This is a genomic window from Tenacibaculum aestuarii, assembly GCF_964510395.1.
GTDB classification, from domain to species: domain Bacteria; phylum Bacteroidota; class Bacteroidia; order Flavobacteriales; family Flavobacteriaceae; genus Polaribacter; species Polaribacter aestuarii.
Genome location: NZ_CAZEFY010000003.1, coordinates 358,012 through 370,855, shown reverse-complemented (window position 1 = coordinate 370,855; position 12,844 = coordinate 358,012). Strand labels below are relative to the sequence as shown.

Genomic DNA, 12,844 nt, shown 5'->3' with positions numbered 1-12,844 from the left:
GATTTTTTTAAAAATCTCATCGCAAATTTGATATATTTGTGAATAACGATATGAAAACAAATACCTCCTTTTTTAGAGAAAATACTGCATTTTTAATCTTTCTCTTCCTTTTTTCTTGGATAGTTATTTTAAAGAATCAATTTGGAGTTTCAAGTTCTTGGGAAGATTTTATTTTTTATCCAGATGCTCCTTTTTGGTTTTTCTTAAAAGCTGTTTTTATTTTTTGGTGGGTGAGCTTTATTAAAAAAAAGATTAATAAAAGTTCTAAAAAGCAAACTCCATCGTTAAAAAAGTACCTGTTGTTTTTTGGGATAGGGCTATTATCTTATTTAGTTATCGGAAATATTTTTGGATTAATAATCTCTTTTATTTTTGATACCTATTCTAGAAATTTTGGTACGTTATATCACTTGGTTTATAAAAATATGGGGTCGACAATGGACTTTATTATTTTTGGGGGATTTTCGTTAGCTTATTTGTACTATAAAGAAAATGTAGTTTATCAAAAACAAGTAACTGCTTATGAGATAAGTAAGGCCAAAAGTGAAATTACTCAGTTAAAAACTCAATTAAACCCTCATTTTTTATTTAATAACTTAAATGTTTTAGATCAACTTATAGAAGAGGATACAGAGAGAGCTTCTTTATTTTTAAATCGTTTTGCAGAACTATATAGGTATAGTTTACATAGTGCAGATAAACAATTGGTTCCATTAAAAGAAGAATTGTTTTTTGCTGAAGGTTATTTCAAGTTAATGGAAGAGAAATATCAAGGATATTATCAATTAGAAATTCAGGAAACTCTTTATCAAGAAAATACTTTAGTTCCTCCATTTTGTTTACAAGTCCTTATAGAAAATGCAATTACCCACAATAAAGGAACACTCGAAATTCCCGTACATATTGTAATAACAGGAGGTAATGGAATAAAAGTAACAAATAATAAAGCATTATACTCTAAAAGAGTAAAAGGTAACGGAGTAGCGTTGGCTAACTTATCAAAACAATTTGAGTTGCTTACTGGTACAGGTATTTGCATAGATGAAAAGGAAGATAAATTTGAAGTGGTGTTACCATTAATAAAAACTAACAGGCATAACTTATAATGATAAAAGCAATCATAGTAGAAGATGAATTACCAGCAAGGAAGAAGCTGAAAAAATACATTGAAAGTTATAAAGAGTCTATCACTATTGTAGAAGAGTTTGAAACAGTAGAAGAAGTTTTAGATTTTTTTGAAACACCAACTGATATCGATTTGATTTTTTCAGATATAGAGCTAAGAGATGATAATGCTTTTGAAGCCTATAAAAAAGTGAACATTAAAACACCTATCATTTTTATTACTGCCTATAATCAGTTTTGGATGGAGGCTTTTGAAACTAGTGGGATTGAGTATTTATTAAAACCCTATTCGTTTGAACGTTTTGAAAAAGCGGTTGATAAATATCTAAATCTAAAAAACTCTATGACTATTGGTAGTAATGAAAACGTATTGCAAAAGTTAGATGCTTATTTAACTAATCAAACAATACAAACACCGAAAACGTATCAAGAGTTTATTGCTGTAAAATCATCACAATACACCTATTTTTTAAAGATAGATGAAGTAGTGTACTTTCAAGCAGATTACGGAATTGTAGTAGCGTATGATGTACACAACAAAAAACATATTTTGAATCAATCTTCTCTAAAGATGTTAGAAGAATTGATAAATCCTACTGTATTTTTTAAAATCAATAGAAGTGAACTGTTAAACAGAAATTATATCGAAAAAATAAGCAGGTATACTAAAAATATAATCGCTATTAACTTAAAAAATAACGAGACAGTTTTAAAAACCAGTCAAAATAAAACGGCTGAGTTTACTAAGTGGCTTGGGATGTAAAACTATAAAAGCAAGATGATTTCTATCTTGCTTTTATAAAAATGTTAAACTAAATTAAGTTTCTCACGGATTTTATCCAAACACAAATTATCAATACTTCCTATATGCGTATGTTTTTTAGAAGTATCAGGAGTGTAGGTTCCGTTGACAACTTCACCACCAATTTTTTGGTAAGCCTCTCTAAAACTCATAACGTTTTCAACAAGCGTATTGATATTGTCTACTGTGAATAGATATTTGTATTTTTCATCCTGTAAGTCAATATCCTTCACAATAACTTGCTGAATAGCGTAATCAAAAATATCCAACACATCTTTTAGTTCTTCAAAAGCATTGATGATATTTTCTTTTAATAACTGATAATCTCTATGATAACCACTCGGTAAATTGTTAGTGATTAATAAGGTTTCAGTATACAACGCTTGAATTTTATTGCACTTTCCTCTAATCAATTCAAATACATCAGGATTCTTTTTATGTGGCATAATGCTACTACCTGTAGTTAATTCATCAGGAAAAGAAATAAAATCAAAATTCTGACTCATATACAGGCAGATATCCATCGCAAAACGAGCTAGTGTATTACTCACACTACCCAACGCCATGGTAATAGTACGCTCACTTTTTCCTCTACTCATTTGTGCAGCAACCACATTGTATTTTAAGGTTTCAAAGCCTAGTTCTTTTGTGGTGAATTCTCTATCAATAGGGAACGAACTACCATATCCAGCTGCAGAACCTAACGGATTTTGATCTACTGTTTTTAGCGCTGCATTAACCATGTACAAATCATCAATTAGCAATTCAGCATAAGCAGAAAACCATAATCCGAAAGAGGAAGGCATTGCCACTTGCAAATGGGTATAACCTGGTAATAGCTTGGTTTTATATTGCTCTGCTAATTGAAATAAGGTGTTAAAAAGTGTTTTTGTTTTACCTGAAATCAACTGTAAATTGTCTTTGTAATACAATTGTAACGCCACTAAAACTTGATCGTTTCTTGAACGTGCTGTATGAATTTTCTTGCCAACTTCACCATACATTTTAGTCAATTCGAACTCAATTTTAGAATGTACATCTTCAAATTGAGCATCAATTATAAAAGTACCGTCTTCAACTTGCTGTTGTAGCGTAGTAATTCCAGTAGTTAATTGCTCTAATTCTTCTCCAGTAATAATACCGATGGATGCTAGCATTTTAGCATGTGCTAACGATGCTTGCAAGTCGTATGGAGCAATGTGTATGTCTATTTCTCTGTCATTTCCAACAGTGAAATGCTCTATTTTTTTATCTATGGATAATCCTTTGTCCCAAAGTTTCATGTTTTTATGTTTTTTGTGTCACCTCGAACGTATGTGAGAGGTCTTAAAGTTATTAGTAACTCATTTTTTTGAGATCCTCCTCGTACCTCGTTCGGAATGACGATTATTTTAGAGCCAAGAGAATAGATCGCTTCGCTGTTAGAGAAAAGACTTGTCTATAAGTCTTTGTTCTTGACTCTTTGTTCTATTTTCTTCTACAATACTTTATTCAATAATTTTATATACAACTCAATTCCTTCCTCAATTTCTTGAAGATAAATAAACTCATCAGCGGTATGTGATCGAGTACTATCTCCAGGACCTAATTTTAAAGAAGGACAACTTAAAACCGATTGATCGGATAGAGTAGGAGAACCATAGGTTTCTCTTCCTAAAGTAATACCTGCTTGTACTAATGGGTGTTTCACTGGAATAGATGAGGAGTTCAAATGCAATCCTCTAGGTTGAATTTTACAAGGTGCGTGTTCTTGTAAAAAGTCACTGATTTCTTGATTGGTATATTTGTCGTTTACACGAACATCAACTACCAATTTTACTTCTGCAGGAACAGCATTGTGTTGTTTTCCAGCATTGATTTGTGTTACCGTGAGTTTTACATCTCCCAAAGTTTCTGATGTTTTTTCAAACGACAGGTCTTTAAACCATTGCAATACCTCTATTGTATTGTAAATAGCATTATCATAATTCGGATGCGCCGCGTGACTCGGAGTTCCTTTTACCTCAGCATCAAAAACCACCAAGCCCTTTTCTGCTATGGCTAATTGCATTAAAGTAGGTTCTCCTACTATAGCTACATCAATTTTTGGTAAGGTTTTTAGCAATCCGTTTAACCCGTTAGGGCCGCTACTTTCTTCCTCTGCCGTTCCTGCAAATACTAAGTTGTATTGTAGGTTTTCTTGTGCATAAAAATAAGTGTAGGTTGCCAATAACGAAACCAAACAGCCTCCGGCATCGTTACTTCCTAACCCGTAGAGTTTGCCATCTTCTACAATAGCTTTAAACGGATCTTTGGTATAGCCGTTATTAGGTTTTACCGTATCGTGATGCGAGTTGAGTAATAACGTAGGTTTGTTAGCATCAAAATGTTTATTTACTGACCACACGTTGTTCTGAGTTCTAGTGTATGGAATATCAAACTCTTTAAACCAGTTTTCTAGCAGTAGGGCAGTAGCATCTTCTTCCGAAGAAAAAGAAGGTGTTTCTATCAGGTTTTTTAATAGGTTGATGGCTTTTGTGGTAAGTCTTTGTATCATGATAGTTGTAATGAGGTGTGTTTGTTTTTTGAGTTAAATAGCATAGTTGTACTACCTATATGAACTTTGTGAACGTTATTTTTTAGGGCGTGAAAGCAATTGTCTAGTTTAGGAAGCATTCCTTCAAATATGACTCCATCAGCTTTTAATTGCGCGTAGGATTCTGAAGTGATTTGTTCGATAATAGAGTTGTCATCGGTTACATCACTTAGCACTCCTGATTTTTCAAAACAGTAATATAGTTCTGTACTAAAATGAGCAGAGAGACCTATAGCAATTTCTGAAGCTATGGTGTCTGCATTTGTGTTCAATAACTGTCCGTTAGCATCGTGCGTAATGGCACAAAACACAGGCGTTACTTCGTTATTAATTAATATGGTTAGTACTTGCGGATTCACGGTAACAACGTCGCCTGCAAATCCGTAATCTATAGGTTCAGCAGGACGTTTGGTTGATATAATAGTATTTCCGTCCGCTCCTGTAAAACCTATAGCGTTGGCGTTATGCGCTTGTAACTGCGCAACAATTTGCTTGTTGATTTTACCTGCATATACCATAGTAATCAAATCTAAAGTTTGCGTATCGGTTACACGTCTGCCATCAATCATCGTCACAGGAATATTCAACTGTTTAGCCAATTCTGAAGCTAGTTTTCCACCACCATGTACCAATACTTTCGGACCTTTTAGCTGAGCGAAATTAGCTAAGAAGCTATGTAGGGCTGCCTCATCATTAATGATGTTTCCGCCTATTTTAACAATCTTTATGGTTTTCATTTCTTCAATTATCAATTATCAATTATCAATTATCAGTTATTATTGTTCACTGTTCACTGTTTTCAATATTTCCTTTAATACTATCTGTGCAGCAAAGGTTCTGTTGTTAGCTTGTTCAATCACAATAGAATTCTCACCATCTAAAACCGCATCTTCTGCTACCACATTTCTTCTAATGGGTAAGCAGTGCATAAATTTAGCAGCGCCTATTTTTTCCTGAGTAATCATCCAGTTAGGATCTTCGTTCAATATTTTACCATATTCATTAAAAGAACTCCAGTTTTTAGCATAGATAAAGTCGGCATTTTCAAAAGCTTTCTCTTGATTGTATTCTATAGGGAACTCTTGAGTAATTTCTGGGTTTAGCTCATAACCTTCGGGGTGCGTTATAACAAATTCTACATCCATATTATGCATCAAATGCACAAAAGCATTGGCAACCGAATGTGGTAACGCTTTGGGGTGTGGAGCCCAAGACAACACAACTTTAGGTTTGTCAACTTTTTTAGTTTCCGTAATAGTAATCGCATCTGCCAAAGCTTGTAACGGATGGTCAGTAGCGCTTTCCATATTGATAACAGGAACCGTAGCATATTTTACAAAACTGTTGAGTACAATTTCAGAAGTATCTTTTTCTTTGTCTTTCAACGTAGGAAAAGCTCTTACCGCAATGATATCAGCATACTGAGAAATTACCATGGCAGCCTCTTTAATATGTTCTGAAGTACTTAAATTCATTACAGTACCGTCTTCAAACTCCATATTCCAAGCGTTGGTAATGTTTAACACACTTACTTCCATACCTAAGTTTTTAGCCGCTTTTTCGGTACTTAATCTTGTACGTAAACTAGCATTGAAAAAAAGCATGACTAAGGTTTTATGTTTTCCCAAATCAGCAAACTGATAGGGGTTTTCTTTTAATTGAATTGCCTTTTGAATGGTTTCTGAAAGGTTTTCAATGTCGTTTAAGCTGGTGTATTTTTTCATGACAGTTCCTTTTTTAAAGCATCAAAAAACACATCGATATGTTGCTTTTGAATGGTTAATGGTGGAAGGATTCTTAATAAGTTCGGATTCTTAGCGCTTCCAGTGAAAATATGATGCTTGAATATTAGGTTTTTTCTTAGGTCAGCAATAGGAAAGTTGAATTCTAATCCTAACATTAGACCTCTTCCTTTTACAGCTTTTATTTGTGGAATTGAAGCTGCTTGTTCCTTAAAATACGCAGCAATTTGCTGTGTGTTTTCCATCAATTGTTCTTTTTGGATGGTTTCAAGAACAGCTAAGGAAGCGGCACAAGCTAAGTGATTACCGCCAAAGGTAGTTCCTAACAAACCATAAGAAGCTTGAATGCTTGGATGAATTAAAATTCCACCTACAGGAAATCCGTTCCCCATTCCTTTTGCCATAGAAATGATATGCGGAGTAATGTCGTGTTTTTGAAAAGCAAAGAAATCACCCGTTCTACCAAATCCGCACTGAATTTCATCAGCAATAAGTAAGGTGTTGTATTGCTTGCATAGTTTTTCTAACCCTTGGTAAAAAGTAGTTGATGCTTCGTCTAATCCACCAATACCTTGAATGGTTTCAATAATAATGGCACAAACATCATTGTTTTGTAAGGCTTTTTCAACACCTGCTAAATCTTCAAACTCTAAAAAGATAACTTCTTGCTGCGCATTGATAGGCGCTACAATCTTAGGATTGTCGGTTGCCGCTACCGCAGCAGAAGTACGTCCGTGAAAAGAGTTTTTAAAGGCAATTACTTTTTGTTTACTAGTATGAAAAGAGGCTAGTTTTAAAGCATTTTCATTGGCTTCTGCTCCTGAATTGCATAAGAATAGTTGATAATCGTTGCAACCCGATATGTTTTCTAGTTGCGAAGCTAACTCCACTTGTAGCGGATTCTGAATCGCGTTGCTATAAAAGCCTAGTTTGCTTACTTGTTCACTAATATTTTTAACATAGGCAGGGTGTGAGTGCCCGATAGATATTACGGCATGTCCGCCATATAAATCTAAATACTCTGTGCCTTTATCGTCGTATACATATACATCGTTGGCGGTTACTGGGGTTATATCAAATAGAGGATATACATTAAATAAACTCATTAGTTTTCTTTTTTTATGGTATTAATTTTGTTAAAAGAGGCTACCATTCCTTGTATTAATGCTGCACTTAATCCTTTGTGTTCCATTTCATTCAAACCTTCAATGGTACAGCCTTTTGGAGTGGTAACTTTATCGATTTCTTCTTCAGGATGATTTCCTGTAGCTATGAGTAAGTTGGCAGCACCTTCACTAGTATGCATAGCGAGTTCTTGTGCTTCTTTTGCATCGAAACCTAACTGAATAGCGGCTTGTGTAGTTGCCCGTATTAAGCGCATCCAAAAAGCAATTCCACTAGCACATATTACGGTGGCTGCTTGCATTTGATCTTCAGGAATAATCATAGAAGTCCCTAGTTGGTTAAAAATAGTTGTAGCTATTTCTAAATCTTCCTTCTTTTGAGTATTACCACTAAGACAAGTCATCGATTTTCCAACGGCAATAGCAGTATTAGGCATGGCTCTGATAATAGTAGTGTCTGAACCAATAAGCGCTTCCATTTTTTCAATAGAAAAACCAGCAACTGTAGAAATCACTATATGATTGTCTGATAATAGGGGAGCAGTTTCTTTTAAAAGAGTTTCTAAATGTGTTGGTTGTACAGCAAAAATTAATACATCAGATGCTGTGATTGCTTCCTTGTTATTAGAACTAATGAAAACTTTGGGTACCTCTTTAAATTCATTAAGTTCTTCAATGTTTCTCTTGGTTAAGAAAAGTTGAGAAAACGAATTGTTTTGTGTCAATCCTTTAGCGATTGATTTTCCTAAGTTACCTGTTCCTATAATTGCTATTTTCATGTCTTTTATTTTAAAAATAAGTTGCCTTTAGTTGTAATCCTGTATTCTCTTGAAAACCAAACATCAGGTTCATGTTTTGGATTGCTTGCCCAGAAGCTCCTTTTAATAAATTATCAATAATGCTTGTTATGAGGAGCTTATCTCCGTGTTTATGCAAATGAATTAAACACTTATTGGTGTTTACCACCTGTTTTAAGTGTAGTTCATTATTAGCTACGTGTGTAAAAACAGCCTCTTTATAGTAGTCTGAATACAGTTGTTGCGCTTCTTCTAAACTTCCTTCAAAATCTGTGTATAATGTTGCATAAATACCTCTGGAAAAATCACCTCTGTTAGGAAGAAATAATACTTCTGAATCAAAATTAGATTGAAGTGTATGCAAGGTCTGATTGATTTCTCCTAAATGCTGATGTGTAAAAGGCTTGTAGTACGAAAAATTATTATCTCTCCATGTAAAATGAGTAGTTGCTGATAGTGAAGTTCCCGCACCAGTAGCGCCAGTAACCGCATTGATGTGTACATCATTTTGTAATAAACCTGCATCTGCCAGTGGAAGCAATCCTAATTGAATAGCCGTAGCAAAACAACCTGGATTTGCAATATAAGAAGCGTTTTGTATTGTTTCTTTTTGAAACTCAGGTAAACCATACACAAACTCTTTTCCTTGAAAATTACTATCTGCTTTTAGTCTGAAATCATTACCTAAATCAATAATCTTTGTGTGCTCTGAAAATGTATGAGCTTCTAAAAACTTTTTTGAGTTTCCATGTCCTAAACATAAAAACAGCACATCTACTGAAGCATTGATTTTATTGGTGAATGTTAAATCAGTACTCCCCACCAAATCCTGATGGACATTCGCTATTTTATTACCAGCATTAGAAGTGCTATACACAAAATTAATAGCAGCTTTTGGGTGTTGTAGTAAAAGCCTAATTAATTCTCCTGCTGTATAACCAGCACCTCCGATGATTCCTGCTTGTATCATATTGTTTGTTGTTTTAAATAGTAGAATGAGTTTTCATTCATGAGATCATCACGTCGTTATCACTCCTCATGATGACGTCATTGCGAGTGAAGCGTGGCAATCTGTTTATTGTTAATCACTCACTGTTTACTGTCTATTGATTAACCTGTTGATATATTTTATTCTGGTTTCCTAAGATTTTGATAAAACCTTTTGCATCTTCAGCGGTCCAACCTTTGTTTAGTTCACCGTAGCTACCAAATTTGGCATTCATTAAATCATGTGGAGAATCAATTCCATCTAAGGTAAAGTGATATGGTTTTAGCGTCACAAAAACATCGCCAGTTACCTTTGCTTGGCTATTTGTAAAGAAGGCTTCCATATCTCTCATCACAGGATCTAAATACTGACCTTCATGTAAATGCATACCATAAAAACTTGCTAAATATTCTTTGTGTTGTAATTGCCATTTAGTTAAGGTGTGCTTTTCTAACAAATGATGCGCTTTAATTGTGATTAACGCAGCAGCAGCTTCAAAACCAACTCTTCCTTTAATTCCAACAATGGTATCGCCTACATGAATGTCTCTACCAATCCCAAATTCAGACGCTAGGGTATTCAATTGTTCGATGTTTTGTACAGGAGTTTTTTCATCATCATTGATGGCTACTAGTTCCCCTTTTACAAATGAAAGTTTTACTTGCTCAGGTACTGCTTTTGTTACTTGCGAAGGATAGGCGTGTTCTGGTAATGGCTGTTCAGAAGTCAACGTTTCTTCACCACCAACACTAGTTCCCCATAAACCTTTGTTTACAGAATATTTAGCTTTTTCCCAAGACAAATCAATTCCATTATTCTTTAAGTATTCAATTTCTTCCTGTCTTGAAAGCTGTAAATCTCTTATAGGTGTGATGATTTCAATTTCAGGAGCAATGGTTTGAAAAATCATATCAAACCTCACCTGATCGTTTCCAGCACCTGTACTACCATGAGCGATATAGTTAGCATCAATACTTTTAGCGTAGTTTACTATTTCTATGGCTTGTACAATTCTTTCGGCGCTTACCGAAAGTGGATACGTGTTGTTTTTTAACACGTTACCAAAAATTAAGTACTTAATTACTTTGCTGTAATAATCAGTTACCGCATTAATGTTTTTATAGGTAGCCACACCCATCGTGTAGGCATTTTCTTCAATTTTTTTAATTTCTTCGGAAGAAAATCCGCCAGTATTCACACTAACAGCATGAACTTCATATCCTTGTTTTGATAAGCTTACCGCACAGTACGAAGTATCTAATCCGCCACTATAAGCAATTACTAATTTTTTCATTTTTTGTCTTTTTTTAGGAAGATGGTTTCCTTAATTCTTTTTAGTCTTTGAAAGACTTTCTCTTTAACTTTTATGTTTTGAGTTTTTTTGTTAGGATCGTATAACATGCCAGTACATAAACACATTTTTTGTTGAGTACGTTGTAGCACATCATAGTTTTTACAGGTCTGACAACCATTCCAGAAAGATTGATCTTCAGTAAGTTCAGAAAAGGTTACAGGTTTATAGCCTAGTTCGCTATTCAGTTTCATAACCGCTAAACCAGTAGTAATACTAAATATTTTAGCATTAGGAAATTTAGCTCTAGAGTGTTCAAAAACTACTTTCTTAATTTGTTTGGCTAAACCAATGCCTCTATAATTTGGGTGAACAATCAACCCAGAATTGGCTACAAATTTGCCATGACTCCAGGCTTCGATATAACAAAAACCAGCAAATTGATCGCCATCTAAGGCAATAACAGCGTTACCATTTTCTAGTTTTGTAATTATGTATTCTGGTTTTCTTTTGGCAATTCCTGTGCCTCTAACCAGAGCAGCTTCGTCAATAGTTTGACAAATAATCTCGGCATACTTACTATGCGATTGATCAGCAATAACAACTCTCATTGAAATTGATTTTAGATAAACATTTTGTTAAAAATCAGTGGTTTGAAAAGAAGAACCGGACGCACCTAGGTTCCCAAAAGAAGTAGCACCCTTACGGGCGACGTCGGATAAAAATAGGTCGTACAACAGCTACGTTATTGAAAACAATAACAAGAGTTAGTAACGATATAAAAATGTAGATTATAGAAATCAAAAGGATGAAAATAAAATTATACAATACTCAGTTTTGTGCAAGGAAAGACTAGCGTCGGTTGAAAGACCGCACTGATAAACTGGGTATATTGTTGTATATTTTATTCGTTTGCATAATGCTGCAAATCTATAAAATAAATTTTGATAAATGCTAAATAAAAAACAAAAACTTTTGTAACTAATAGTAAAACAATAGGTTATGAGATGTGTTTTTAAAGGGGAAATAAAAAAAATCAAAAAAAAATTAGGATAACTAAAAAATAATTTCAAATATTTGTGACATCAAATGAAAAAACAAGTTTTAAATATCATTTCTATTATTATTGTCATTGTGATTATTTCACAAGGATAGGGAAGCGGTATTTAATATTTAACATATAAATTAATCAAGAAGGCTTCCTAAATTTAGGAAGCCTTTTTTAGTTGCAAAAAACATGAATCAAATTTTTAACATCGTGGTAATTATTATTGTCATTATTAGCTCTCCACCGAGTTGATGCAGATAGTTATTGCCTATAAGGAAGCCTGTATCTAACTCAAGATACAGGCTTTTTTTATACCGTGAATATCATAATGATTTGGTTTTAAGTGTTTGGTTTTAAGGTTTTTGTCTGTTTTTGAGAGTCAGTGAAAATCATCAAAGCCTTAAAAAACAAGAAAGTAAAGTAAAAAGCGAAAAATAATTTTGAACAGTAAAAACAACTAAAAATGTACTATAACGAGGAAACAGTAATTTTTTACAACGGACAGTTTATCAAAGCGAAAGATGCTAGCGCTAATTTGTATAGCCAAAGTTTACACTACGGGAACGGAGTTTTCGAAGGTATAAGAGCTTATAATACAACGGAAGGAACTAAAGTCTTTAAGTCGTATGAGCATTACAAAAGGCTAAAGTATGGAGCAGAAGTAATGAATATTCAATTGGAGTATTCAGAAGACGAATTAACCCAAATCACTTACGAATTATTAGAGCGTAATGGTTTGAAAGATGCTTACATCCGTCCGCTAGTCACTACTGGAGCCGATATGAGTTTGTTGACTTCTAAAGAAACCAACTTAGTTATTCAATGCTGGGAATGGGGAAAATATATGGGAGATAAATTACTACGTGTAAAAACGTCTTCGTTCCAACGGCCGAATCCAAAATCTTGTTTTGTAGAAGCTAAAGTAACAGGTCACTATACTAACTCAATATTATCAACTAACGAAGCAAAAAATAACGGTTATGACGAAGCTTTGTTGTTAGATATGAACGGTAATGTAGCTGAATGTTCTGGGGCAAATATTTTTATGCAGAAAGATGGGAAGTTATACACGCCACCAAGAGGTCACATTATGGCAGGAATTACCCGTGCTACAGTTATCGATTTATGTAAAGAAGAAGGAATCTCTGTTGAAGAAAAGCATTTTACGTTAGAAGAATTAAAAAATGCAGACGCTTGCTTTTTTACAGGAACTGCAGCCGAAGTAGTTGGATTACAGTCGCTAGACGATTATCAATTTCCTCTAGCGTGGGAAAAATCACACGGACACAAACTAATGAAATTATACAAAGACGAAGTATTAGGCTTACGTCAAAAACGAAAAGCAAGCTAAC

12 protein-coding genes are annotated in these 12,844 nt (G+C 34.1%); 3 read left to right on the top strand and 9 right to left on the bottom strand.

Annotated elements, in window-relative coordinates; all coding sequences use genetic code 11:
• Positions 1-50: 50 nt before the first annotated feature.
• Positions 51-1,106 (top strand): sensor histidine kinase, encoded by a 1,056-nt coding sequence (locus tag ACKTSU_RS07820; protein ID WP_408035819.1) that lies wholly within the window; start codon positions 51-53, stop codon positions 1,104-1,106.
• A complete protein-coding gene (locus ACKTSU_RS07815; RefSeq protein ID WP_408035818.1) occupies positions 1,106-1,888 on the top strand; it encodes a LytR/AlgR family response regulator transcription factor in 783 nt (260 codons plus the stop codon). The genes ACKTSU_RS07820 and ACKTSU_RS07815 overlap by 1 nt, the downstream gene beginning before the upstream one ends.
• Before the next feature lie 44 nt (positions 1,889-1,932).
• Here the strand turns inward: ACKTSU_RS07815 and argH are convergent, their stop codons facing one another.
• From argH to ACKTSU_RS07770, 9 genes are all read right to left on the bottom strand, one after another.
• Complete coding sequence (gene argH, locus ACKTSU_RS07810; RefSeq protein WP_408035817.1) at positions 1,933-3,210, bottom strand: argininosuccinate lyase; 1,278 nt, start codon at positions 3,208-3,210, stop codon at positions 1,933-1,935.
• 194 nt (positions 3,211-3,404) lie between these two features.
• The gene (locus tag ACKTSU_RS07805) at positions 3,405-4,463 is read right to left on the bottom strand and encodes a M20 family metallo-hydrolase (protein WP_408035816.1); all 1,059 of its coding nucleotides are present in this window, start codon (positions 4,461-4,463) and stop codon (positions 3,405-3,407) included.
• The gene (gene argB / locus ACKTSU_RS07800) at positions 4,460-5,239 is read right to left on the bottom strand and encodes an acetylglutamate kinase (RefSeq protein ID WP_408035815.1); all 780 of its coding nucleotides are present in this window, start codon (positions 5,237-5,239) and stop codon (positions 4,460-4,462) included. Before argB ends, ACKTSU_RS07805 begins: the two co-directional genes overlap by 4 nt.
• Before the next feature lie 39 nt (positions 5,240-5,278).
• Positions 5,279-6,226 (bottom strand): Rossmann-fold NAD(P)-binding domain-containing protein, encoded by a 948-nt coding sequence (locus ACKTSU_RS07795; RefSeq protein ID WP_408035814.1) that lies wholly within the window; start codon positions 6,224-6,226, stop codon positions 5,279-5,281.
• On the bottom strand, positions 6,223-7,350 hold the full coding sequence (locus ACKTSU_RS07790; RefSeq protein ID WP_408035813.1) for an aspartate aminotransferase family protein: 1,128 nt from the start codon (positions 7,348-7,350) through the stop codon (positions 6,223-6,225). The genes ACKTSU_RS07795 and ACKTSU_RS07790 overlap by 4 nt, the downstream gene beginning before the upstream one ends.
• Positions 7,350-8,147: a pyrroline-5-carboxylate reductase gene (proC, locus tag ACKTSU_RS07785; protein WP_408035812.1), complete on the bottom strand. Its 798-nt coding sequence runs from the start codon at positions 8,145-8,147 to the stop codon at positions 7,350-7,352. Before proC ends, ACKTSU_RS07790 begins: the two co-directional genes overlap by 1 nt.
• A gap of 10 nt (positions 8,148-8,157) precedes the next feature.
• Positions 8,158-9,135, bottom strand: a complete 978-nt coding sequence (gene argC / locus ACKTSU_RS07780; protein WP_408035811.1) for an N-acetyl-gamma-glutamyl-phosphate reductase — start codon at positions 9,133-9,135, stop codon at positions 8,158-8,160.
• A gap of 133 nt (positions 9,136-9,268) precedes the next feature.
• Positions 9,269-10,447, bottom strand: a complete 1,179-nt coding sequence (argG, locus tag ACKTSU_RS07775; protein ID WP_408035810.1) for an argininosuccinate synthase — start codon at positions 10,445-10,447, stop codon at positions 9,269-9,271.
• The gene (locus ACKTSU_RS07770; protein WP_408035808.1) at positions 10,444-11,055 is read right to left on the bottom strand and encodes a GNAT family N-acetyltransferase; all 612 of its coding nucleotides are present in this window, start codon (positions 11,053-11,055) and stop codon (positions 10,444-10,446) included. The genes argG and ACKTSU_RS07770 overlap by 4 nt, the downstream gene beginning before the upstream one ends.
• A gap of 900 nt (positions 11,056-11,955) precedes the next feature.
• Here ACKTSU_RS07770 and ACKTSU_RS07765 point away from each other — a divergent pair.
• Positions 11,956-12,843 (top strand): branched-chain amino acid transaminase, encoded by an 888-nt coding sequence (locus ACKTSU_RS07765; RefSeq protein ID WP_408035807.1) that lies wholly within the window; start codon positions 11,956-11,958, stop codon positions 12,841-12,843.
• The last annotated feature ends 1 nt before the right edge of the window (position 12,844 follow it).